The organism is Ruegeria sp. CL7 (assembly GCF_056536445.1).
Map to the genome: position 1 here is coordinate 749,569 of NZ_JBQFPQ010000001.1, position 22,288 is coordinate 771,856.

Below are 22,288 nucleotides of genomic sequence, written 5' to 3' on the forward strand. Positions count from 1 at the left end.
AACTCTTTGAATGTGCCTTGCATTCACGCCCAGCCCGTCTTGTGGTGTCTCGCACCTCTTGCTATCACGCAGGCCTGATTGAGCAAGTTGGGACAAGACCATGCGCGCCGAAACCCAGAACACTGTGGCGGAAATCGAAAAGTCGCTGGAGCTGCTGGCGCAGCGCATGGACTATGAGACCGCGCCGCATCGCCTTGAGGAATTCAATGCGCGTGTCGAAGATCCCAACCTGTGGGACAATCCCGAAAAGGCACAGAAACTGATGCGCGAACGGCAGATGCTAGTCGACGCGATCGAAACCTACGAGTCCATCAAAACCGATCTCAGCGACAATATCGAACTGATTGAGCTGGGCGAGATGGAGGAAGACCAAGAAGTCGTTCAGGATGCCGAAGCCGCGATCAAGACGCTAAAAACCAAGGCCGCGAAGAAAGAGCTTGAGGCGTTGCTGGACGGTGAGGCCGACAGCAACGACACCTTCCTCGAAATCAATTCGGGCGCGGGCGGAACCGAAAGCTGTGACTGGGCGTCGATGTTGGCGCGGATGTACGTGCGCTGGGCCGAAAAAAAAGGCTATACGGTCGAGCTTCAGTCCGAAACCCCGGGCGAAGAGGCAGGGATCAAATCCGCTGCGTACAAGATTTCGGGGCACAACGCTTATGGCTGGCTGAAATCCGAAAGCGGCGTGCACCGGCTGGTGCGGATTTCGCCTTTTGACTCGGCGGCCAAGCGGCACACCTCGTTCTGTTCGGTCTGGGTCTATCCCGTGGTCGACGACAATATCGAGATCGAGGTGAACCCCGCCGATATCCGCATCGACACCTACCGGTCATCGGGTGCCGGTGGTCAGCACGTGAACACCACGGACTCGGCTGTTCGGATCACGCACATCCCGACCGGGATTGTTGTAACCAGCTCGGAAAAGTCGCAGCACCAGAACCGCGATATTGCCATGAAAGCCCTGAAATCGCGCCTGTACCAGCAGGAACTGGACCGCCGAAACGCCGACATCAACGCGGCACACGAAGCCAAGGGTGATGCGGGCTGGGGCAACCAGATACGGTCATATGTTTTGCAGCCCTACCAGATGGTCAAAGACCTGCGGACAAATTACGAGACCTCGGATACCAAGGGTGTTCTGGACGGCGATCTGGACGGCTTCATGGCGGCCACACTGGCCCTGAACGTGGCGGGCAAGAGCCGCTCCGAGGCCCAGGGCGACAGCTGAGGTGAAGCGTAACAGCCCTTTCCTGAACGTTCTGAAAGGGCATTGGCAGCTTATCCTCATCACGGCCCTGGTGTTTCTGCTTTGGAATACACCGGTTACGGTTCCACTGAAGATACTGGTCGTCTTTCTGCATGAGTTGTCTCATGCGGTGACGATCTTGATGACGGGCGGCTCGGTCGAGAGCTTTTCGATCTCACCACAACAGGGCGGCGTTGTCGTCGGCCGGGGCGGCAATCGCTTTCTCAGCCTGTCTGCCGGGTATCTTGGTTCCCTCGCGCTGGGCATGGCCCTTTTGATCCTTGCCTTGCGAACACGGGCCGACCGCGCCGTTCTGGCGGGTTTTGGCGGCGTCATGTGTCTGGTGGCGGTGCTGTATATCCGCGACCCGTTCGCCCTTGTTTTCAGCATCGGAACCGGGGCTGCGATGATTGCTGCGGCGTGGTATCTGCGCCCGGATGTAAGCGATCTGGTGCTGCGCGTGATCGGATTGACCAGCATGATCTATGTCCCTTTCGACATCTTCGATGACACGATCCGACGGTCCGGCGCGCGGTCGGATGCATTCATGCTGGCCGAGGAATTCGGTGGCTCTGCCATGTTGTGGGGCGGGATCTGGCTGGTGCTCAGCTGCATCGTGATCGTTTTTTGCCTGCGCTACTGGCTTGGGGCTGACAGCAACCTGCATTTTCGCAGATCAGCGCGCTGACATTACCGTCTGGGACGACGCTGAAAAGATACATTTAAACAGTGGGTTTAAATGATCTGAACTGCCCGCTAGGCTGCCGGAAACGACAATGGATTGGCGCGTCATGGACCTGACCCGGATATCGGCTACAGACCTTTTGAAACAGTTGGCCAACCGGCAGGTTTCAGCCTCGGACGTGATGCAGGCCACGCTGGATCGCATCGCCAAGGTCAATGGTGATGTGAATGCCATCGTCGCATTAAGGGATTCAGATGGTTTGATGGCCGAGGCGAAGGCCTGTGACGACGGCCCGATCACCGGCCCGCTGCACGGTCTTCCAATCGCAGTCAAGGATCTTGTGAACGTGGCGGGTGTCGTCTCGTCGCAAGGATCACCTGTTTTTCAAGACCACGTGCCAGCCAGCGACGATCTGATCGCCGCGCGGATGCGGCAAGCCGGTGCCATCCTGATCGGAAAGACCAATACGCCGGAATTTGGGCTGGGATCGCACACGTTCAATCCGGTCTATGGCGCAACGTGCAACCCTTATGATGCCAATCGTACCTGCGGTGGCTCATCCGGCGGGGCGGCGGTTGCCTTGGCGACGGGCATGGTTGCGCTGGCCGATGGCTCGGACATGATGGGCAGCTTGCGCAACCCTGCTGCCTGGAACAACGTTTATGGCTTTCGGCCAAGCTGGGGCAGGGTGCCTTCCGATCCCGTGGGGGACAGCTTTTTGCACCAGTTGTCGACACTGGGCCCCATGGCGCGCTGCCCCGAAGATCTGGGTGTTCTGCTTGATGTCATCTCGGGTCCGGACCCGCGCTTGCCGTTGGCCGTTGAAAGTGCGCCGGTGTCGCCAGTGACCGCCGCAGAGCTGCAAGGGCTGCGGATCGGGTGGCTTGGCGACTGGGGTGGCGCTTTTCCGACCGAGCCCGGTATTCTTGACATCTGCAAAGACGCGATGGGCGTGTTCGAAACGCGTGGCGCGCGGGTTGAGGACGTCGCCCCGCCTTTCGATGCCGAAAAACTCTGGACCAGCTGGATCACCTTGCGGTCGTTCAGCGTGGCCGCCGGGCTGGAACCCTTGGCATCGCAAAAGGAAGACTTGAAAGACACGGCACGATGGGAACTGGATCGGGGTCTGGCACTGAGTGCAATGGAGGTGCACCACGCCAGTGTCATCCGCTCGGAATGGTTCCGCTGCGCGGCGATGCTGTTCGAACAGTTTGACGCGTTGGTTCTGCCGTCTGCTCAGGTCTGGCCGTTCTCGGTTGATCTGCCTTACCCGACAGAGATCGCGGGCCGGGCCATGGATACCTATCACCGATGGATGCATGTCACGATACCGGTCAGCCTGATCGGCCTGCCATGCCTTGCTGCGCCCGCGGGGTTTGGCACGCAGGGGCTGCCGATGGGGTTTCAATTGTTCGGGCCCAAAGGATCGGACCGGAAACTGTTGTCAGTCGGAGCGGCTTACCACGCCGAAACCAATTGGCCAAACAAGAGGCCGGCGATGCCATAACGCCGGTCAGGGAGGAGGAAAACAACATGGAAAAACCCTTTGGTGTTCCGGATATGCGACCGGTCGATACCGCCATGCTGCGTACTGCATTGCAGCGCGCCTGGGCCGACTTTCGCCGCGCACCGCTGTTCGGCCTGATTTTTGCGGGGTTTTACGTACTCTCCGGGTGGGCGATGGCGTGGGTGACAATTCAAACCGGAACAACCTTCTGGCTGGTGCTGGCGGCCATCGGGTTTCCGCTGATCGGTCCGTTCGCCGCTGTTGGTCTGTACGAGGTATCGCACAGGCTGGAACAAGGAGAGCCGCTCGATTTTGGCGCGATCTTCGGGGTCGTGATGCAGCAAAGCCGCAGACAATTGCCCTCGATCTGCGCGATCATAGTTGTCGTGTTTCTTTTCTGGTTTTTTCTGGGGCACATGATCTTTGCCCTATTCATGGGGTTGGCGACGATGACCAACGTGTCGACCTCGCTTGAGGTGTTTCTGACATTGAATGGCCTGACAATGCTGGCCGTCGGCACGGCCGTCGGGGCGGTTTTTGCAACCGTTCTGTACATGATCACCGTTCTGTCGATCCCTCTGCTGCTGGACCGCGAGCTGGATTTTGTAACGGCCATGATCACCAGCTTTACCTACGTGTCAGAGAACTTTCCGGTGATGCTGGCCTGGGGTGCCTTCATCGCGGTGCTGACATTTCTGGCGATGGTGCCCTGGTTTCTGGGGTTGCTGGTGGTTCTGCCGTTGCTGGGACATGCCAGTTGGCATCTTTACCGGCAGATCACGCAGAACGATGAAGAGGAAACACCAACCTGAGACGGAAGGTTACAGGTTCTGAGCCACGTTGTTCGTCGACAATCGCGCAGCAGCAAAAATGGCCGTCGAGTCGTGCCCAAGGTATTTCAGCACAACGGGTTCGGGCGTTGTCGCATTTGTCGGGCTGATGACCGACCCACGCCAATGAACTGCCGTTCCCGTAGGGTCCGGAGAGATCAGATAGACCCGGCTGTTCTGACCTTCCCGCTGGGAGGTCAGCATATAGACGGTGTCACCGCTTGAGGCTGCTATCCCCTGTATTTCCCGCGCTTTCGGTGTTGCCTCGGGCATTGCCGCGCGCGACACGTAGCCACGGATCAACGTACATTGGGCCAAGGGTCGGGCGTGCAGCAGGGTCATCCGGTGTTCAGCCGAAAGGCTTTCGATTACCGCGTAGAACCCGGGTGAAAACGGGGATTTCTCGATCGCATCCGCACCAGAACCCAAAAACTCTGTCAGGGCCGGAGTTGCGGGGTGTTCTTCGATCTTTTCGATCTCGTCCAGCGGTTTCAGAAGAATGCGGGCATCCACATCGAAGAACCGGCATATACGGTCCAGCACATCCGGTCTGGGAACGCTTTCACCGGAAAGATATCTGTTGAACTGGGTACGGTTTACGCCAAGTTGGCGGCACAGCGCCGAGACCGAGCGATATCGCTTTGCCAATTGCCGAAGGTTCGCACCAAACATTGCGCGAATCTCGGCTGGACTACGAATATCGTCAGTCATGGGTGTCCACGTCTTGCTAAGTTTCCGGAAGAAACCGACAACGCACCGACGCCGAAGCCCGGTGCATATTCAAAAATCGTACAGAATGACCCCAAGCAACGTATCCCCACGTCGCGTTGCGGCGACAAGGCTAACGTTCTCATGTGTAAAGGCAATAGGCTTTATCTGAAAATGCCTGATCTTTTTCTGGAAAAGCCGACCCTATGGCAATTTTAGCGCATTCAGATCGCCAGAGTTGAATTGCAAATCGCCGGCCACCTTAAAAAGTGTTCCCGCCTTGGCTGCAAGACAAGTGCCAAGGCGGGACAGGTTGGTCAATCGCCGCGCAGCAGGGCCGCCACGCCGGTACGCGCGATTTCCATCAGGCCCAGCGGGCGCATCAGGTCAGCAAAAGCGTCGATCTTGTCGGGCGCACCGGTGATTTCGAAGATGAAAGAGTTCAGGGTGCTGTCAACCACATTGGCGCGGAAGATATCGGCCAGACGCAGGGCTTCGACCCGCTTGTCGCCTTCGCCGACGACTTTGATAATGGCCAGTTCGCGTTCAACCGAAGGACCTTCGACCGTCAGGTCATGCACGTCATGGACAGTCACGATCCGGCCCAGCTGCGCCTTGATCTGTTCGATCACCTGCGGTGTGCCTGTGGTGACAATGGTGATGCGGCTCAGGTGTCCTGTGTGATCTACCTCGGCCACGGTAAGGCTTTCGATGTTATAGCCGCGCCCCGAGAACAGTCCGATCACACGGGCCAGGACACCGGGCTCGTTCTCGACCAGCACGGCAATGGTATGGCGTTCCTGCACGTCCGAGAAGGTAGGTCGTAGGTTGTAGGCCGAATGGCGGGTAGCGCCTTTTTTGATATGTAGGGCAGACATTTATGTCCCTTTCATCATCCTTGACAGGTTGAGCGCAGCGCGGCGCTCAACCAAATCCGTCGAATTTTGTTAAACCAGAACCGAGCCTTTGCTGTCGATCACGCCCTGCGTTTCCGCCTCGCCCAACAGCATCTCGTTATGGGCTTTGCCCGACGGGATCATGGGGAAGCAGTTTTCGTGCTTTTCCACCAGACAGTCAAAGATCACCGGACCGTCATAGTTGATCATTTCCATGATCGCGTCGTCCAGATCGGCGGGGTCGGAACACAGGATACCTTTGGCGCCGAACGCCTCGGCGAGTTTCACGAAATCGGGCAGGGCTTCGGACCAGCTGTGCGAATACCGCTCGCCATGCAGCAGTTCCTGCCACTGGCGGACCATGCCAAGGCGTTCGTTGTTCAGGATGAACTGCTTGACCGGCAGGCGGTACTGAACGGCGGTGCCCATTTCCTGCATGTTCATCAGCCATGATGCTTCACCGGCGACGTTGATCACCAGCGCGTCCGGATGTGCCATCTGCACACCGATGGAGGCGGGGAAGCCATAGCCCATCGTGCCCAACCCGCCCGATGTCATCCAGCGGTTGGGGTCTTCGAACCCAAGGTACTGCGCCGCCCACATCTGATGCTGACCCACCTCGGTGGTGATGTAGCGATCATGCTTTTTCGTCAGTTCTTCAAGCCGTTGCAGAGCGTATTGCGGTTTGATCGACTTTTCGCTGTTGGTGAAGGCCAGGCAGTTGATCTTGCGCCATTCGGCGATCTGCGCCTGCCATTTCTTGACGGCTGCCGCATCCGTCTTGCGCCCGCGTGACTTCCACACCTTCAGAATGTCTTCCAGTACATGCGCCACGTCGCCGACAATCGGGATGTCAACGCGGATGACCTTGTTGATCGAAGACGGATCAATGTCGATATGGGCTTTCTTCGACTTTGGAGAGAACGCGTCGATGCGCCCCGTGATCCGGTCGTCGAACCGTGCACCGATGTTGATCATCAGGTCACAGCCATGCATCGCAAGGTTCGCCTCGTAAAGGCCGTGCATCCCCAGCATACCCAACCAGTTTTCGCCCGATGCCGGATAGGCACCCAGACCCATCAGGGTAGATGTGATCGGAAAGCCGGTGGAATCCACCAGTTCGCGCAGCAACTGGCTGGCTGCGGGGCCAGAGTTGATGACGCCACCACCCGTATAGAAAACCGGCTTCTTGGCTTTTTCAATGGCTGCAACAAGCTCGTTGATTTCCTCCAAATCGCCTTTCAGCACAGGCTGGTAGTGCGAGGTCGAAGGTTTCGGACTGTTGTATTCACCCGTGGCAAACTGAACATCCTTGGGAATGTCGATCAGTACCGGTCCGGGACGGCCCGACTTGGCCACATGGAAAGCCTCGTGCAACGTTTCGGCCAGCGAATTCGTGTCCTTTACCAGCCAGTTATGTTTGGTGCAGGGGCGGGTGATACCAACGGTGTCGGCCTCTTGAAAGGCATCCGATCCGATCATGAAGGTCGGGACTTGCCCGGTCAGAACAACGATGGGGATCGAATCCAGCAACGCATCGGTCAGACCGGTGACTGCATTGGTGGCACCGGGGCCGGACGTGACAAGCGCAACGCCCGGTTTTCCCGTCGATCGGGCATAACCTTCGGCCGCGTGGATCGCGCCCTGTTCGTGACGCACCAGAATGTGGCGAATGTCGTTTTGCAGAAAGATCTCATCATAGATCGGTAGCACGGCGCCACCGGGGTATCCGAATACCGTGTCCACGCCCTGATCCTTGAGGGCCTGAACCACCATCTTTGCGCCGGTCATCTCACGTGTCATCTGCTTTGCTCCGTTCGCGACATGTGTCTTGCGTTCGACAAAAAAAAGCCCCCGATTTTTCGGAGGCGCATGGGTTCGATTATGGTTTACCGTTACCGGCCCATGCGCGTGGTTCCTACGATTACGACTAGCGTTCTCATCGCCAGAGGCTCCTTTTTGCTTGGGGGCGACATTATGGTCGGGGGGAAGGGGCGTCAACAGACAATTGCACCAATTTTCTATCTCAACGGCTGTATTTTGCGACATTTTATTGCGCAGATTGCCGCATGTCGGGAATTTCCGGGAATTAGACGTGAAAACTGGCCGTTTTGTGTGCGGATAAGGCGGTCTGAAAGCGTCAGGCCGATGTCCGAAACGGGCATGATCATTACTTTTTTCTGCGCCACGCTGAACGTGCAGGGGGCAAAACCCGGAGGCTTGAAATGTTGCAGGACCTGGTTGATCTTGGCCGCTATCCAATCGATCGTCCGGATTCACCGGCTTATGATCAGCTGATCGAGGATTTGAGACGCGAGTTGGAACAGGATGGATGTGCTGTTCTGCCGGGTTTCGTGCACGAGGCAGGGGTCAAGCTTCTGGTGCAAGAAGCCGAGGGGGTGGCGCCCAAGGCGCACCGGTCCTTCAACAGAACCAACGCCTATTTCACGAAGGACGACCCAAGGCTTGGCATCGCCCATCCGATCCGCCGGTTCTATGATCGTTCGAACGCCTTTGTTCCGGCCGACAATCTTTCGAAATCCGGCCCGCTGCGGCGCATTTACGAGTTCGACGGCTTTCTTCCCTTTGTCCGCGATGCCCTGAATGAACCCGAAGACCGCTTTTTTCGCTACGATGACCCATTGGCGGACGTGATCATCAATGTCGTGGAAGAAGGGCAGGGCTTTCCCTGGCATTTCGACACCAACAACTACACCGTGACACTGGCCATCCAGAACGGAGAGACGGGCGGCGCGTTCGAGTACGCGCCCAATCTGCGGACGGCGGAAAATGAGAACTTTGATCTGGTAGCCTCGGTTCTCGATGGGAACATGGGGCGGGTTCGCCGGCTGGAACTGCAGCCGGGGGATTTGCAGATCTTCAAGGGCCGGTATTCACTGCACCGGGTTGCTCCGGTCAGCGGCATGTGCCGTCGTTATGTCGGCATCTTTTCCTTTGTCGAGGCTGAAGGCATGTGTGGCGGTGTGGAACGGACGCAGCAATTGTATGGCCGCGTTTTGCCGCATCACTACAAGCGCGCGGGGCTGCGAAAGGATCAATTGCTGGATTGAGTGGTCAACCTCGGTACAATGCATCTGTTTCCTGTCCGGAGATTCAGATGCCCAGGATTTTGCAGCTTACACCATTTGTGTTGTGCTCGTCCCTGAAGGACCAGATCGACTTCTATTGTGATCGCCTTGGGTTCACCTGTGGGTTCACGCAAGACAATTATGCCTTTTTGAAACGTGGTCCTGTTGCGATCCGCCTTTTGGAGTGCCCGCCGCGGGATGACGGCAAGCCATTGGGTGATGAACACTCCTTCTATATCGATGTTGAAGATATTGATGGGCTTTATGACAGCCTGCGTGACCGATTGGCCGATCTGCCCGAAGGCCGTGTCAGGCCGCCGTTCAATCAGCCCTATAATCAGCGTGAATTCCACGTTCTGGACGAAGACGGGACACTGGTTTTTTTCGGAGAAGGTCTTTGACCCGGCGGGTACCGCTCCCGCCCATCGTCAACACGCCTGCGGCGTGTATCCTCTGGTTGGGCCGGGCAGCGCTGCGCGCTGCGGGCGCGTGCAGATCAGAAACCGACACCAGTCCCTTGCAGCACGCCATGTTCCAAAGCGTAGCGTGTCAGCCCGGCGGTTGAGGATATGCCGAGTTTGCGCTTTATATTCTTTCGGTGCGTTTCGACCGTCCGCACGGAAATATCCAGTGTTTGCGCAACTTCCTTGTTGGATTTGCCCTGCGCCAGTTCCAGCAGAATGGTTTGTTCACGTCCGGTCAGCGCTTCGCGCACGTTGTCGCCCTTGGGCTTGAGCGATCCGCTGGCGCCGGTGCACAGATACCGTTCACCCCGCATCACCGCATCAATGGCCTGCTTGATCTCTTCAGTGGGAACGTCCTTGAGCACGTAACCCTTGGCACCGTGGCTGAGCGCGGTCGAGATATATTCCGGGCTGTCATGCATCGACAGGATCAGGATGCGCGTTTCCGGCAATCGTTCCAGGATGATTTCCGTGGCGCTGAGACCGCCGAGGCCGGGCATGTTCAGATCCATCAGGATCACATCCGGGGCAAGATCAACAGCCTGATCCACTGCCGCCTGTCCGCTGCCAAGCGTACCGACAACTTGGATCTCATCATAGCTTTCGAGGATGGACTGGATGCCCTCGGCCACCATTGGATGGTCGTCGACGATAAGAACTCGGATGCTTTCGGCGCTCATGTGCCGGCCTTTCGGTTCGGAGTTGCGTCTTCCTGCGGCGGCAGAAGGTGGCTCAGCGGCAGACTGACTTCGATGACAGTGCCGCCACGCGGTCCGCGTGATGACAGAATGCGCAGGGACCCGTCAAGCTGTTCGATGCGTTCTTGCATGTTGCGCAACCCGATCCCGGTGCTGGGGGTGCTGGGATCGGTCCGCATGCCCCGGCCATTGTCCGTGATCCGCATGGTTGCACCTTTCTTGTGCCCGCGCAGGTCTATCGTAACATGCGTGGCTCCAGAGTGGCGCTCGATATTGGTCAGCGCCTCTTGCGCGATGCGATACAGGGCAATCTTGCTGTCCTGATCCAGCCGGTTGCGGAACACCACGGTCGAGAATTCCGTCTCGATCCCGGTGCGGTCCCGGAAATCGTCGGTCAGAGCTTTCAGCGCTGGCCCAAGACCCAGATCGTCCAGCACGCCGGGGCGCAGGTCGCGACTGATGCGGCGGACCTCGGTGATGGCGGTGCCAAGATGGTCAATCCCTTTGTCCAGCGGATCGCGTGCGCCCGCGTCATCGCCGCGCGACAGGCGGCGCCGCGCGTTGTCCAGCGCATAGCGTACACCGACCAGAATCTGGCTGATGCCGTCATGCAGTTCGCGGGCAACGCGGCCACGTTCCTCTTCCTGGGCATCGAAGACGCGCTGGGTCAGTTCCTTCAGCTTGGCGTCCGCAAGTCTGCGCTCGCGGATGTTCAGCAACATGCCAGATGCAAAGACAATGAGCACCGCCGCCACAACGATCGCGCCGATATACATGAAGGTGCGCTGAACGCGAGCCTCGACCTCGGCCCTGGCGTTGGCGACCGTTGCAACGATGTCGTCGATGAAGACCCCGGTTCCCACGACCCAGCGCCAGTCCTGAAGCCCGACGACATAGGCGATCATCTGTGCTTCCTCTCCGGTAGAGGGCTTTTGCCACATGAAGCTGTGCCAACCAGCCCCCTGACGGGCGAGGCGGATAAACTCGTCAACGATCGGAGTGCCGTCGCTGTCCGTCAACCCTTCCCAGTTTCGGTTGATGAACTGCGTCTGGCGGGGGCTGACCAGGTTGTTGCCGTCATAATCGTAGACAAAGAAGAACCCATCCTGGCCATAGATCATTGCCGACAGGATTTGGGACACGAGGTTTTTCGCGACCTCGTCATCAGGCTCGGCCCGGCCGTAGATATAGGCGAACCCGTTGCGCGCCTGTGTCACGTAGTTGCGCAACTCTTCCTTCTTGGCTTCGACCAGGCTGCGTTCCAGCGCTTCGATCTCACGCTCGGCGGTCGCGCGGGCCTCGTATGCCACAAGCACGGCAATTGCCGCCACGGCCACGACCAGCGGGATTGCCGCAACCAGTGACAATTTCTGCGCATAGGTCAGCGAGACCAGATGTCGGAGTCTTTGCATGGACGAATCGATACGCAAGCGGCGGCGAAAATGCAAAAAGATTGGGCTTTGTTCGGGGAATACAGTGATTATCGTCGGGGAAGACGTGATTTGCGGTCTGATTTCTTGCCGGAAATCGCAAAGAATCCGATTCTCTACGCAGTAGTAGGTATTCCCTTTCAGTTCGGTCACATTAGGCTGACGCGCACTGAATGCGACAGGTCCGGTTCTGCCGGGCCGTGACTATGAAGGGGAGGAACACTCATATGGATCGTCGTTCATTTCTGAAAAAATCCGCGCTGGGCGGTTCGGCTGCTGCTGCAACTGCTCTGGCAGCACCGGCTTATGCGCAGGGACAGCGTACTCTGACCATGGTGACCTCGTGGGGTCGTGGTCTGGCGGGCGTGTTTGACAGCGCGCAGCGTTGTGCCGACAGCATCAACGCCATGTCGGATGGCAGCCTGAATGTTGAAATCAAGGCAGCGGGCGAGCTGGTTGGCGCCTTCGAAGTATTTGACGCGGTGTCGTCGGGTCAGGCCGACATGTACCATGCCGCTGACTATTACTTTGTGGGTCAGCACCCGGGTTATGCGTTCTTCACGGCCGTTCCTTTCGGCATGACGGCGCAGGAACTGGTGAACTGGTACTATCATGACGGCGGTATGGAGCTGCATGACGAGCTGGGCGAAATCTTTGGCCTGAAGTCCTTCCTGGCCGGCAACACCGGTGCGCAGGCGGGTGGCTGGTACTCGAAAGAGATCAACAGCCCCGAAGACTTCAACGGTCTGAAGTTCCGTATGCCGGGTCTGGGCGGCAAGGCACTGGGTAAACTGGGCGCATCGGTCCAGAACATTCCGGGCTCGGAAGTGTATCAGGCGCTGTCGTCCGGCGCGATCGACGGTACCGAGTGGATCGGTCCATGGGCCGACGAAAAGGCCGGCTTCCAGGAAATCACCAAGACCTACTACACTGCGGGCTTCCACGAGCCTGGCGCAGGTCTGTCGCTGGCAACCAACCGCGACGTGTTCAATGAACTGACCCCGGCACAGCAGAAGATTATCGAGATCGCAGCCGCCGAAGCGCACCAGTGGAACCTGGCACAGTTCCTGGCCAACAACGGCGCAGCGCTGCAGCGTCTGCAGGCGGGTGGCGTCAAGGTCCTGGAATTCCCGGACAGTGTCTGGGACGCGTTTGGTCAGGCCAGCCAGGAAGTTCTGGACGAGAACATGGGCGATGAGCTGTTCAAGAAGATCCACGACAGCGCGATGACGTCGATGGCAGCATCGTCTGCTTGGAACAACCTGTCATCGGGTGTTTACACCGCTCAGCGCGACCGTGTTCGCGGCTAAGCCATTCTGATCCAAGAAAACCCGGTTCCCCCGCGGCGCGGGGGAGCCTTTCCCGTTGCGCTAAGGGGTTTGGGCAAGCAACAATAATCCCATGCACAACTGAGACGACCTGGGGACAACATGCAGGACGAAAACGGTATCTCGTTCTTCGGCGCCCTGTGGAATGGACTGGTCTGGTTCATTCAGAACATTGCCGAAGCCTTCTATAATTTCGGATACGCCATCACGCATCCGCAACTCTGGCTGGACTGGTCCGACAAGGCGTCGATCATGCGCTTTGTCTATTACGGCGGTTCGGTCGAGTTCTTCTTTGTGGTGTTCACGTTCTTTCTGGTTCTGACGGCCATCGGGCTGTACTACCGGAACTTCATGTGGGCCATCGTGCGGGGCCTTGAGGGGTTCGCCAATACCACCGGGCGTTTCTTTGCCTGGGCGGGCCTTTTGATGGTGATCCAGCAGATCGTGATCGTTTTCATGCAGCGGGTATTTACCAGACCCGATATGTCCTTTGGTTTGGGTATCCCGTTCCAGATGGATATCAGTTGGTTCGCGGAAGAACTGAAGCTGTATAATGCGATGGTTGTCTGCCTGTGCTGTACCTACACATTCGTGCAGGGTGGGCATGTGCGCGTTGACCTCATTTATGCAGGCATCAGCCACCGTGCCAAACGGGTGGTTGATATGTGCGGTGCGGTTTTGTTCATGATGCCCATGGCGGTGCTGACCTGGATGTATGGCTGGTACTTCATGTGGCGGCACCTGATCGTGCCGAAGCCTTCGGCCAGTGACACGCTGGACCGGCTGGTGGCCAAGTCCCGCGCCCTGCGCTGGAACGTGGAAACCATCGGGTTCAGCCCAAACGGGTTCAACGGATACTTCCTGTTCAAGATCTTGCTGGTGGCTTTTGCCGCGATGGTGTTCCTGCACGCAATCGCATTCCTGTACCGCTCGTATCTTGAGTATGTGGAAGGACCGGAAAGCACTGGAAAATACCTCGACAAGGACAGCCTTGGTGAGGGCGAAGAAGCCTATGAAGGCGCGCATTAAGGACGGAGACCAAGACAATGCTATTCGGACTTGATGGCGTCGAGATAGGCCTCATTATCGTATTCTTCTGCCTCTTTGGGGGCATCCTTTCCGGCTTCCCGGTGGCCTTTGCCATCGGTGGCGCCGGGGTGATTTCCTTCGGGATCATTGCCGCACTGGACAGCGCAGGGCTGTTGGTCCACCAGGCAATCGACACAGGCTCACAAGCTTATCGGGATATTGTAAATTCCGGGGTAAAACCTGATGTCATATCGGTATTCCGATACCCGGATCTGCCAAGGATAGCCGAGCCGGTCTTTGTCTCTGGCTGGGAAACCGCGCTGGACCGCAACGTGTCGTTCATCGTCAATCGCATGAACGAACGTGTTTTGGCCGGTCAGTCCATCGAGACATTGCTGGCCGTGCTGATGTTCGTTCTGATGGGTATCACGCTGGAGCGTTCAAAAATCGCGAACGACCTGCTGACGACGATGGCGCGCGTCTTTGGACCGCTGCCGGGTGGTCTGGCCGTGTCCATCGTGGTTGTGGGGGCATTTCTTGCGGCCTCTACCGGCATCGTCGGCGCGACCGTGGTGACCATGGGCCTGCTGGCGCTGCCAACCATGTTGCGGAACAATTATTCGCCGGAACTCGCAACGGGTGTGATCGCGGCCTCGGGTACGCTGGGGCAGATTATTCCGCCCTCGATCGTGATCGTTCTGCTTGGCACATTGGCGGGCGATCTGTATTCGACAGCGCAGGAGACGCGGGCCGTTGAGGCGGGATGTACCGATGCGTTGACCTATCTGGGGGAACCCGCGGTTGTCTCGGTCGGAACCTTGTTCCAGGCGGCTCTTTTGCCGGGGATCCTTCTGGCGCTGCTTTATGCGTTGTATGCGTTTGGTTATGCATTGCTGAATCCCCATAAGGCACCTGCCGTGGCGCTGTCAGGCGGGTCGGGTGAGCCGATCACCCGGTCCGAAGGTCTGACTTGGCTGCTGGGGGCACCGGTTGCGCTGATTGTCGGCACCGTGTTGCTGGGCAATGTCGGCCTGATCGGCAGCCAGAACATTTCGGTCTCGGCTTTCTCGGACATCGGACAGGGCGCATCGTTGCGAACCAACGTGTCGGAAGAATGCAAGGTATCGATGATCGATCTTCATGGTCAGGCCGCCTGGGATCAGGCCGTCGCCGAGCAGGACGCCATTGACGCCGCTGGCGGTGCAGCTGAGTCTCAGCGCCTGACAGAAGAAGAACTGGCCGCCGCACAACAGGAAATGATTGCATCAGCCGCACCAATTGGAACGGGTGTCGCGATCACCGTCGTGCTGTTGGGCCTTACTCTGGTTCTGGGTCGTGGCATCGCCCCCTCGCGTACGCCTCAGCCGCTTATCGTTGGTGCGATTGGTCTGCTTCTTATGGTGTTGGTCGATATCTTGCTGATTTCGCCCACGACTTCTTCGGGGGCGACGTTCCTGTTGCTCGCGTTGCCATTTGCGCTGGCCATGTATGGTTGCAAGGAAGCCGCAGCGCGATGTGCGACCAATGACCTGATCCGCGTGGTCTTCCCGCCACTGGTTCTGATCATCGCTGTTCTGGGGTCGATCCTGGGGGGAGTGACCAACCCGACGCCGGCGGCGGCGCTGGGTGCGGGTGGCGCGATCATGCTGGCGGCCTATCGCAAGCTGCAGGATCAGGGGCGATCGGGCAAGGTGATCATCTGGTCGACCTTTGCCGTGATCATCGCCTTGCTGATGGGGGTGAACTTTGACCTGCGGGTCAATCAGGGCAATGTGACGTTGGAGACCTGGATCGCCTTCATCATCGCGTATGCGGCCTATCTGTACGCCTTGTTCGGGCTGCTGTTCGGGTGCTGGGTGCTGTACTCCAGCGGAGTTCTGACCCCGGTGGTGCGCGAGACGGCCAAGGTGACCTCGATGGTGTTTACCATCCTGATCGGATCCCAATTGCTGAACCTGGTGGTGATCTCGTTCGGAGGGGAGCACTATATCCAGCAATTCCTGAAGAGTTTTGACAACGAGTTCACGGTCTTCCTGATCGTGATGCTGGTTTTGTTCATACTGGGCTTCGTGCTGGATTTCCTCGAGATCATCTACATCGTGATCCCGATCGTTGGGCCGGTGATCTATGGCGGGTCGTTCGACCCGAAATGGGTGACGATCATGGTGGCGGTGAACCTGCAAACATCCTTCCTGACACCCCCGTTCGGGTTCGCGTTGTTCTACTTGCGAGGGGTTGCGCCGAAGGAAGTGACGACTGGCCATATCTATCGCGGGATCATTCCGTTTGTTCTGATCCAGGTGGTAGGGATCGCAATTCTGTGGTTCTTCCCGGCGATTGTCACGATCGTACCGGACCTGATCCCGAACTGATCCGGATTATCAAAATGCAAAAGGGGGCCCGAAGGCCCCCTTTTTCTTGTTTGTTGCTGAGAAGGGGCCAGCCCCTTCTTGCCCTGCTGCCAATTCATCCCCGGGATATTTTCGGCCAGATGAAGAAGCGGATCAGGTGAATTGGATCAGATCCCAGCGGTTGTCATAAGGATCGCACCAGACGGCGACTGTGCCATAGGTTTCGACGCGGGGGGGTTCTTCGAAATGGACCCCATTGGCACGCATCTGTGTGTAGTCGCGTTGGAAATCATCGGTTTGAAGGAAAAAGCCCACACGGCCGCCGGTCTGGTTGCCGATGGCGGCGCGTTGTTCGGGCCCGTCGGCTTTGGCCAGAAGAAGGGCGCCGCCGTCTGAACCCGGCGGTGTGATCAGGACCCAGCGTTTTCCGCCTCCGAGATCGATGTCCTTCAAGAGCTGGAAGCCAAGTCTTTCCGTATAAAACGCAAGTGCGTCATCGTAATCCGGCACCACGAGGGTGACGGCGTGCAGCTTCTGTTTCATCGGATGGTCAGCCCTTGGTGGGGTGGCGGTCGGGAAGCTGGATATTGGCCACTTGCTCGGCAATCGGAGCGGTGGACAGGGGGTGCCGTGAGGAAGCGCAGAAGGTATCAGGATCTGTGATCTTTTGCCATTCGCCCTGAATATAGGCCTCAAGCCCGGAGAATTTTGCCTTGTAGCCCATCTTGGGGCTGCCGGGGACCCAATAGCCCAGGTAGATATAGGGCAGGCCGGCTTCGCGCGCGATCTCGATATGGTCCAGGATCATATAGGTGCCCAGAGAATTCTGAGGCTGGTTCGGATCGTAGAAAGAGTAGACCATGCTCAGCCCATCATCGAGCACGTCGGTCAGGCTGACAGCGATCAGGTCGCCGGTCTCAGGATCTGCATACTCCACCACTCGGCTTCGAATCGGGGTTTCTTCGATCATTGCCGCAAATTCGAACACGTCCATGTCGGCCATGCCGCCATCGGCGTGCCGGGTGTCAAGATAGCGGCGGAACAGCTCATACTGCTCGTCCGTGGCCCATGGCGATGTGGCGCGGCGTTGCAGATATCCATTGCGTTTCACAGCGCGTTTCTGGCTTTTTGTCCGGCGGAAAGCCGAGACGTCGATCCGGGCGGACAGGCAGGCTGCGCAATCTGTGCAGGAAGGGCGGTAGAGCACATTCTGCGACCGGCGAAACCCCTGCTGCGACAGGGAATTGTTCAACTGTTCCGCACCTTCGCCCTGAAGCGCGGTGAACAGCTTACGCTCCATCCTGCCATCGAGATAGGGGCAGGGTTGCGGGGCCGTGACATAGAATTGTGGCGCAATTGGCAGCGTGTGTCGCATGAAGTTCCCAGATAGCCTCGGGAGGGATGATAGCAACCGTTCCCGAGGCCGCCAAGTGTTTCGCGCAACCGCGTGTCAGGCCCGTCGATTGATCATGACCGTGCCCAGAAAACTGTCGGTCAGACCCTGGCCGCGGGCGCTGGTCAACATCATGATCACCGAGATGATCTGGATCACCGCAAACGCCATGCTGACGAAATAGCTGGCAGTGTGGGCGATGGCCTTGCCCATATCCATTCGTTCTCCGAATGCGTCGCGCAATTCGATTCCCATGAACCGCATGCCCAGTGTGGCCGAGCCGTTGGTGATGGTTACTACGCGATAGACAAAGCTGATCACGGCATAAATCACTGCCAGAAAAAACAGACCGAGGCCTGCGCTCAACAGGATCGCCACCGTGCAGAGCAGCGAGATGAAGGCGATATCAAACAACCAAGCGACAAAGCGTTTGCTTGTCACCGAGCGGTAGAAATCAGGTTGGGTATCCGGGTCAGGCAGGTGGTTCATTCGTCAGGTCCGAAAAAATGGGTCAGGGTACCCTGTCCCGGATTGCCGGGACAGGGCAAGGTCAATCAGGCCGGCTTGGCATTTTCGTCGTCTTCATGGTTCTCGCGGGCGCGTTCATCCATGAACTCGTCGAATTCGGCCTTGTCCTTGGCATCGCGCAGGCGGCGCAGGAACGCCTCGAAGTCCTGCTGTTCGCGTTCAAGGCGGGCCAGTGTATCTGCCTTGTAGGCGTCAAATGCGCTGTTGCCGGATGGTTTCATCGCGCTCATGTGGCTGTGCCAGGATTTGCGGCGGCTGCAGGATTTGCTGAACATGCGTTTGCTCCAGATCATGTAAGCCAGAAGGGCCAGGCCAACCGGCCAGAAGAAGATGAAACCAAGGACCATGGCGGCAATCCAGGCCCCTTTGCCTTTGTCATCCAGCCAGGCCTCGATTCGATAAAGCCATCCCGGATTCGCGGGGACGGCGGGGTCGGACAATGCGGTCATTTGAGCTCTCCAGGGTTGATGTAAACTCTTTTCACATTGATTAGATGGGGTCGTGGGCGGGGGTTGCAAGGGGGTAATGTAAAAAAGATTTACATTCAGCAATTCGGTTGACGGTGAGCGCAATCAGCCGCAGGTTGCGGAAATGGATTTGACAGAACACAAAACGGCACCTGCGCTGGATGAAATTCTGAATTTGGAAAAGCAGGTCTGGATGGCGCTGGTCGAGGGCAACGCAAGCGCGGACCGGGCGTTGCTGAGCGCGGATTTTCTTGGGGTCTATCCGACGGGATTTGCCAATCGTGACGATCATGTCGGTCAATTTGCAGACGCACCGACGATGGCCGAGTTCGAACTGAGCGGCGAAAGACTGCGTGTTCTGACACCGGATATCGTCTTGCTGTCCTACAAGGCCGATTACCTGCGCCCGGGTGCGACAACGCGCGAGGCGATGCTGATTTCGTCGTTATGGGAACGCAGAGACGACGTTTGGGTCAACAGTTTCAGTCAGGACACGCCGGTTCAGAACACCTGATCAGAATGCCCCATTGACGATCACGCGATGCGATGCGCAGTTTGCGCCCATGACAGACGTTTTAGCCATTTCACGACTTCCGCGCGCTTTCGATCCATCCTTGGGGGCCGAAGCGCGGGCCCTGATGCCTGATTTGCCGGCCGGGATGGCGGAATTGGTGGCGGGCACCGCCGGTTCCAGTCCCTATCTGAAAAGTCTGATCGAACAAGAGAAGGGTTGGCTGCCCGAGGCTCTGATGCACCCGGATCAGGTATTGGCTGACGTCATGTCTGCTGCGCGTGATCTGCCGCCGGATCAGTTGAAACCCGGATTGCGGCAGGCCAAGCGGCGAATGGCGCTGCTTACGGCGTTGGCCGATATTGCAGGTGCGTGGCCATTGGAGAAGGTCACGGCGGCCCTGACCGATTTCGGTGCGCTGGCCGCAGATGTTGCCGCCAAGGCCGAGATCGCAACATTGATCCGGCGTAAGAAGCTGCCGGGCATGACCGAGGATGATGTCGAAACCGCAGCCGGCCTGGTCATACTGGCGATGGGAAAGATGGGCGCGCATGAGCTGAACTACAGCTCGGATATCGATCTGATCGTCCTGTTTGATGAAACGCGCTTTGACCCCGATGACTTTTACGAGGCCCGGCAGGGCATGGTTCGGGCCACGCGCAACTTCTGTGCGACGTTGAGCGAGAAGACGGCGGATGGCTATGTGTTCCGAACGGATCTGAGGCTGCGCCCCGATCCGGCCGTGACACCGGTTTGCATGGCGATGGAGGCCGCCGAGCGGTATTACGAAAGCCTCGGTCGTACGTGGGAGCGCGCGGCTTACATCAAGGCGCGCCCCTGCGCCGGGGATCTGGATGCGGGGCAGCGTTTCCTTGACGGCTTGCGCCCCTTTGTCTGGCGCCGCCATCTGGACTTTGCCGCCATTCAGGACGCTCATGACATGCGCCTGCGCATCCGGGAAAACAAAGGGACGGGCGGGTCTTTGTCGATCCCCGGTCACGACATGAAACTGGGGCAGGGCGGTATCCGCGAGATCGAGTTTTTCACGCAAACCCGCCAGTTGATCGCGGGTGGGCGGGACGCTGACCTGCGGGTGCGAGGCACGGTTCCCGGGTTGGCGGCGCTGGCGGCAAAAGGCTGGGTGCCACAGGATGTGGCGGACAAGCTGACAGATCATTACCGCGCGCACCGCGAAGTCGAACATCGCATCCAGATGATTCATGATGCGCAGACCCACAAGGTGCCGAACTCACCCGACGGGATCGAACGCGTCGCCTGCCTGATGGGGATCAGCAGCGCCGAGTTGACGCAGGACCTGAAAAACCGCCTGACCGAAGTGCATGAGCTGACCGAAGGGTTCTTTGCCCCCGGACCTGGTGCGGCGCCCGCCCATGTACAGGATGTGGAGTTTGACAAGAACGTTCTGGCCCGATGGACGACATATCCGGCCCTCAGGTCCCAGCGCGGCGCGCGGATTTTCGAACGTCTGCGCCCCGAATTGCTGTCACGTCTGGCCAAAACCGCCAAGCCCGACGAAGCATTGATGGCTTTGGACGGGTTCCTGGCGGGCCTGCCCGCCGGGGTGCAGCTGTTTTCGCTGTTCGAGGCGAATCCGCAACTGATCGACTTGTTGATCGATATCGTCGGAACCTCGCATGCTCTGGCATCGCACCTGTCCCGCAACGCGTCGGTGTTCGATGCGGTGATCGGGGGCAGTTTCTTTGCGGATTGGCCCGGGCAAGAGGCGTTGCAAGCGGAATTGACGCAGGCTTTGTCGGAAGAAACGGATTATGAAACCCAGCTTGATCTTGCCCGACGCTGGTGCAAGGAATGGCATTTCCGGGTCGGCGTGCATCACCTGCGCGGCCTGATCGACGGGGTGCGGGCAGGTCGGCAATATGCCGATCTTGCGCAGTCGGTCATCGCGGCCATCCTGCCGCATGTCACCGAGAATTTCGCCCGCAAACACGGCCCTGCACCGGGGCGTGGCGCTGCCGTGCTTGGGATGGGGTCGCTGGGGGCAGGCCGGATCAACTCGCAATCCGATCTGGACATGATCGTCATCTACGATCCTTTGGATCAGGACATGTCTGACGGTCCGCGCCCTTTGGCCACGCGCACGTATTATGCGCGGTTCACGCAGGCCCTGATCACGGCATTGTCCGCTCCGATGTCGCAGGGACGCTTGTATGAGGTCGATATGCGATTGCGTCCCTCGGGCAATCAGGGGCCGGTCGCAACCAGTTGGGCCAGCTTTGTCAATTACCAGCGGAACGAAGCCTGGGTGTGGGAGCATCTGGCCCTGACCCGCGCGCATGTTGTTGCCGGGGATGCCGGACTGGCCGAGGAAATCGAAGCCTTCCGCACCGAGTTTCTGTCGCTCCGGCGAGAGCAGGGGAAGGTTCTGCGCGAAGTGGCCGAGATGCGGTCGCGCCTGGCGGCGGCCAAGGCGCCCGCCGGCATCTGGGACGCCAAGAACGGCCCCGGCCGGCTGATGGATATCGAATTGATGGCCGAAACCGGTGCTTTGCTGGCGGGGTCCGCGCAGCGCGATGTCGCGTCGGGTCTGGATGGCGCCGTCGCAGCCGGCTTGCTGGATGTCGCGCAGGCGCAATCTCTGAAAGACTGCTATGACCTATTTTGGTCGGTGCAATGCGCCGCGCGGTTGCTGTCGGGCAAGACAATCGAAGCCGACAAGATCGGCGAAGGCGGTACGGCATTTTTGTGCCGCGCCACCGGGTTCGAACAGGTCGAGGCTTTGCAGGCGGCATTGCAGGAATGTTACACGACCGCGGCCGATCTGATCGGCGGCGTGATCAAGGGGGAAGAAGATGGCGCGCAGCAGTGATCCCAACGACCACAAAGGTCTGATCCGGGAAGCCTATCGAATCGACGGCATCACCCTGCCAGAGTGTCGCAGCATTTTTTTGGACTGGGCGCTGAGCCTTCCCGCAGATCGCGACCAGAACACGGCGCTGGCCGAGCTGCACGCGGGCTATGCCGAGCAGAACCCCGATCATCCGATGACACAGGTTCTGACCGAAGGCCTTCAGACGGCAAAGGCCCCAGAACGCCGCGGCGGTTGGCGATCCCGTAACCGCTAGGGCTTTCCCACCGGCGCGTTCAGG

General features: G+C 58.6%; 21 protein-coding genes. 12 read left to right on the forward strand and 9 right to left on the reverse strand.

All coding sequences use genetic code 11. The features are described from left to right. Window positions 1-100 precede the first annotated feature (100 nt). The 4 genes from prfB to ACR0LI_RS03775 all read left to right on the forward strand — a co-directional run bounded on the left by prfB (window position 101) and on the right by ACR0LI_RS03775 (window position 4,250). On the forward strand, window positions 101-1,228 hold the full coding sequence (prfB, locus tag ACR0LI_RS03760) for a peptide chain release factor 2 (protein ID WP_171631785.1): 1,128 nt from the start codon (window positions 101-103) through the stop codon (window positions 1,226-1,228). A gap of 1 nt (window position 1,229) precedes the next feature. Then, complete coding sequence (locus ACR0LI_RS03765) at window positions 1,230-1,934, forward strand: M50 family metallopeptidase (protein ID WP_480718034.1); 705 nt, start codon at window positions 1,230-1,232, stop codon at window positions 1,932-1,934. Between the two features lie 103 nt (window positions 1,935-2,037). Continuing rightward, window positions 2,038-3,438, forward strand: a complete 1,401-nt coding sequence (locus ACR0LI_RS03770; RefSeq protein ID WP_171723634.1) for an amidase — start codon at window positions 2,038-2,040, stop codon at window positions 3,436-3,438. Between the two features lie 26 nt (window positions 3,439-3,464). After that, complete coding sequence (locus ACR0LI_RS03775; RefSeq protein ID WP_171723087.1) at window positions 3,465-4,250, forward strand: DUF2189 domain-containing protein; 786 nt, start codon at window positions 3,465-3,467, stop codon at window positions 4,248-4,250. Between the two features lie 9 nt (window positions 4,251-4,259). On the opposite strand, the gene ACR0LI_RS03780 is transcribed toward ACR0LI_RS03775, so the two are convergent. The 3 genes from ACR0LI_RS03780 to ACR0LI_RS03790 form a co-directional block, all read right to left on the reverse strand. Beyond that, a complete protein-coding gene (locus ACR0LI_RS03780) occupies window positions 4,260-4,979 on the reverse strand; it encodes a helix-turn-helix domain-containing protein (RefSeq protein WP_171631791.1) in 720 nt (239 codons plus the stop codon). Window positions 4,980-5,293: 314 nt separating this feature from the next. Next, entirely contained in the window at window positions 5,294-5,854 is a 561-nt protein-coding gene (ilvN, locus tag ACR0LI_RS03785; protein ID WP_171631799.1) for an acetolactate synthase small subunit, read from the reverse strand. A 69-nt stretch (window positions 5,855-5,923) separates the two neighbouring features. Continuing rightward, a complete protein-coding gene (locus tag ACR0LI_RS03790) occupies window positions 5,924-7,675 on the reverse strand; it encodes an acetolactate synthase 3 large subunit (protein WP_171631802.1) in 1,752 nt (583 codons plus the stop codon). A 422-nt stretch (window positions 7,676-8,097) separates the two neighbouring features. On the opposite strand from ACR0LI_RS03790, the gene ACR0LI_RS03795 reads away from it, so the two are divergent. Both ACR0LI_RS03795 and ACR0LI_RS03800 read left to right on the forward strand, forming a co-directional pair. Then, window positions 8,098-8,943 carry a HalD/BesD family halogenase gene (locus ACR0LI_RS03795; protein WP_171723088.1) on the forward strand — a complete coding sequence of 282 codons (846 nt, stop codon included), beginning with the start codon at window positions 8,098-8,100 and terminating at the stop codon, window positions 8,941-8,943. A gap of 47 nt (window positions 8,944-8,990) precedes the next feature. Then, the gene (locus ACR0LI_RS03800) at window positions 8,991-9,362 is read left to right on the forward strand and encodes a bleomycin resistance protein (protein ID WP_480490411.1); all 372 of its coding nucleotides are present in this window, start codon (window positions 8,991-8,993) and stop codon (window positions 9,360-9,362) included. Window positions 9,363-9,457: 95 nt separating this feature from the next. Here ACR0LI_RS03800 and ACR0LI_RS03805 read toward each other — a convergent pair whose 3' ends face one another. Then, complete coding sequence (locus ACR0LI_RS03805; protein WP_171631808.1) at window positions 9,458-10,105, reverse strand: response regulator transcription factor; 648 nt, start codon at window positions 10,103-10,105, stop codon at window positions 9,458-9,460. Next, the gene (locus tag ACR0LI_RS03810) at window positions 10,102-11,535 is read right to left on the reverse strand and encodes a cache domain-containing protein (RefSeq protein WP_152458267.1); all 1,434 of its coding nucleotides are present in this window, start codon (window positions 11,533-11,535) and stop codon (window positions 10,102-10,104) included. The genes ACR0LI_RS03805 and ACR0LI_RS03810 overlap by 4 nt, the downstream gene beginning before the upstream one ends. A 245-nt stretch (window positions 11,536-11,780) precedes the next feature. Between ACR0LI_RS03810 and ACR0LI_RS03815 the strand changes: the two genes are divergently transcribed. The 3 genes from ACR0LI_RS03815 to ACR0LI_RS03825 all read left to right on the forward strand — a co-directional run bounded on the left by ACR0LI_RS03815 (window position 11,781) and on the right by ACR0LI_RS03825 (window position 16,282). Then, the gene (locus ACR0LI_RS03815; RefSeq protein WP_117868673.1) at window positions 11,781-12,863 is read left to right on the forward strand and encodes a TRAP transporter substrate-binding protein; all 1,083 of its coding nucleotides are present in this window, start codon (window positions 11,781-11,783) and stop codon (window positions 12,861-12,863) included. Between the two features lie 120 nt (window positions 12,864-12,983). Further along, window positions 12,984-13,910 carry a TRAP transporter small permease subunit gene (locus tag ACR0LI_RS03820; protein ID WP_171228130.1) on the forward strand — a complete coding sequence of 309 codons (927 nt, stop codon included), beginning with the start codon at window positions 12,984-12,986 and terminating at the stop codon, window positions 13,908-13,910. A 17-nt stretch (window positions 13,911-13,927) separates the two neighbouring features. After that, window positions 13,928-16,282 (forward strand): TRAP transporter large permease, encoded by a 2,355-nt coding sequence (locus tag ACR0LI_RS03825; RefSeq protein WP_480487851.1) that lies wholly within the window; start codon window positions 13,928-13,930, stop codon window positions 16,280-16,282. 132 nt (window positions 16,283-16,414) lie between these two features. Here the strand turns inward: ACR0LI_RS03825 and ACR0LI_RS03830 are convergent, their stop codons facing one another. The 4 genes from ACR0LI_RS03830 to ACR0LI_RS03845 form a co-directional block, all read right to left on the reverse strand. Continuing rightward, on the reverse strand, window positions 16,415-16,804 hold the full coding sequence (locus ACR0LI_RS03830) for a VOC family protein (protein WP_171723091.1): 390 nt from the start codon (window positions 16,802-16,804) through the stop codon (window positions 16,415-16,417). 7 nt (window positions 16,805-16,811) lie between these two features. Then, window positions 16,812-17,636 carry an arginyltransferase gene (locus ACR0LI_RS03835; RefSeq protein ID WP_210092481.1) on the reverse strand — a complete coding sequence of 275 codons (825 nt, stop codon included), beginning with the start codon at window positions 17,634-17,636 and terminating at the stop codon, window positions 16,812-16,814. Between the two features lie 75 nt (window positions 17,637-17,711). After that, the gene (locus ACR0LI_RS03840) at window positions 17,712-18,143 is read right to left on the reverse strand and encodes an RDD family protein (protein ID WP_480718035.1); all 432 of its coding nucleotides are present in this window, start codon (window positions 18,141-18,143) and stop codon (window positions 17,712-17,714) included. Between the two features lie 65 nt (window positions 18,144-18,208). Beyond that, window positions 18,209-18,631, reverse strand: coding sequence for a DUF2852 domain-containing protein (locus ACR0LI_RS03845; RefSeq protein ID WP_171631824.1), 423 nt, complete (start codon window positions 18,629-18,631; stop codon window positions 18,209-18,211). 142 nt (window positions 18,632-18,773) lie between these two features. Between ACR0LI_RS03845 and ACR0LI_RS03850 the strand changes: the two genes are divergently transcribed. The 3 genes from ACR0LI_RS03850 to ACR0LI_RS03860 are packed head-to-tail and all read left to right on the forward strand — an operon-like array spanning window position 18,774 to window position 22,264. Further along, window positions 18,774-19,163 carry a nuclear transport factor 2 family protein gene (locus tag ACR0LI_RS03850; protein ID WP_171631827.1) on the forward strand — a complete coding sequence of 130 codons (390 nt, stop codon included), beginning with the start codon at window positions 18,774-18,776 and terminating at the stop codon, window positions 19,161-19,163. 49 nt (window positions 19,164-19,212) lie between these two features. Further along, a complete protein-coding gene (locus ACR0LI_RS03855) occupies window positions 19,213-22,008 on the forward strand; it encodes a bifunctional [glutamine synthetase] adenylyltransferase/[glutamine synthetase]-adenylyl-L-tyrosine phosphorylase (RefSeq protein ID WP_480718036.1) in 2,796 nt (931 codons plus the stop codon). Next, window positions 21,992-22,264, forward strand: coding sequence for a hypothetical protein (locus ACR0LI_RS03860; RefSeq protein WP_171631831.1), 273 nt, complete (start codon window positions 21,992-21,994; stop codon window positions 22,262-22,264). The genes ACR0LI_RS03855 and ACR0LI_RS03860 overlap by 17 nt, the downstream gene beginning before the upstream one ends. Window positions 22,265-22,288 lie beyond the last annotated feature (24 nt).

What these genes read in the sequence shown, in the direction of transcription:
- prfB (WP_171631785.1), top strand. Translation starts at nt 101, where the DNA reads ATGCGCGCCGAAACCCAGAACACTGTGGCGGAAATCGAAAAGTCGCTG.
- ACR0LI_RS03770 (WP_171723634.1), top strand. Translation starts at nt 2,038, where the DNA reads ATGGACCTGACCCGGATATCGGCTACAGACCTTTTGAAACAGTTGGCC.
- ACR0LI_RS03775 (WP_171723087.1), top strand. Translation starts at nt 3,465, where the DNA reads ATGGAAAAACCCTTTGGTGTTCCGGATATGCGACCGGTCGATACCGCC.
- ACR0LI_RS03780 (WP_171631791.1), bottom strand. Translation starts at nt 4,979, where the DNA reads ATGACTGACGATATTCGTAGTCCAGCCGAGATTCGCGCAATGTTTGGT.
- ilvN (WP_171631799.1), bottom strand. Translation starts at nt 5,854, where the DNA reads ATGTCTGCCCTACATATCAAAAAAGGCGCTACCCGCCATTCGGCCTAC.
- ACR0LI_RS03790 (WP_171631802.1), bottom strand. Translation starts at nt 7,675, where the DNA reads ATGACACGTGAGATGACCGGCGCAAAGATGGTGGTTCAGGCCCTCAAG.
- ACR0LI_RS03795 (WP_171723088.1), top strand. Translation starts at nt 8,098, where the DNA reads ATGTTGCAGGACCTGGTTGATCTTGGCCGCTATCCAATCGATCGTCCG.
- ACR0LI_RS03800 (WP_480490411.1), top strand. Translation starts at nt 8,991, where the DNA reads ATGCCCAGGATTTTGCAGCTTACACCATTTGTGTTGTGCTCGTCCCTG.
- ACR0LI_RS03805 (WP_171631808.1), bottom strand. Translation starts at nt 10,105, where the DNA reads ATGAGCGCCGAAAGCATCCGAGTTCTTATCGTCGACGACCATCCAATG.
- ACR0LI_RS03810 (WP_152458267.1), bottom strand. Translation starts at nt 11,535, where the DNA reads ATGCAAAGACTCCGACATCTGGTCTCGCTGACCTATGCGCAGAAATTG.
- ACR0LI_RS03815 (WP_117868673.1), top strand. Translation starts at nt 11,781, where the DNA reads ATGGATCGTCGTTCATTTCTGAAAAAATCCGCGCTGGGCGGTTCGGCT.
- ACR0LI_RS03820 (WP_171228130.1), top strand. Translation starts at nt 12,984, where the DNA reads ATGCAGGACGAAAACGGTATCTCGTTCTTCGGCGCCCTGTGGAATGGA.
- ACR0LI_RS03825 (WP_480487851.1), top strand. Translation starts at nt 13,928, where the DNA reads ATGCTATTCGGACTTGATGGCGTCGAGATAGGCCTCATTATCGTATTC.
- ACR0LI_RS03830 (WP_171723091.1), bottom strand. Translation starts at nt 16,804, where the DNA reads ATGAAACAGAAGCTGCACGCCGTCACCCTCGTGGTGCCGGATTACGAT.
- ACR0LI_RS03835 (WP_210092481.1), bottom strand. Translation starts at nt 17,636, where the DNA reads ATGCGACACACGCTGCCAATTGCGCCACAATTCTATGTCACGGCCCCG.
- ACR0LI_RS03840 (WP_480718035.1), bottom strand. Translation starts at nt 18,143, where the DNA reads ATGAACCACCTGCCTGACCCGGATACCCAACCTGATTTCTACCGCTCG.
- ACR0LI_RS03845 (WP_171631824.1), bottom strand. Translation starts at nt 18,631, where the DNA reads ATGACCGCATTGTCCGACCCCGCCGTCCCCGCGAATCCGGGATGGCTT.
- ACR0LI_RS03850 (WP_171631827.1), top strand. Translation starts at nt 18,774, where the DNA reads ATGGATTTGACAGAACACAAAACGGCACCTGCGCTGGATGAAATTCTG.
- ACR0LI_RS03855 (WP_480718036.1), top strand. Translation starts at nt 19,213, where the DNA reads ATGACAGACGTTTTAGCCATTTCACGACTTCCGCGCGCTTTCGATCCA.
- ACR0LI_RS03860 (WP_171631831.1), top strand. Translation starts at nt 21,992, where the DNA reads ATGGCGCGCAGCAGTGATCCCAACGACCACAAAGGTCTGATCCGGGAA.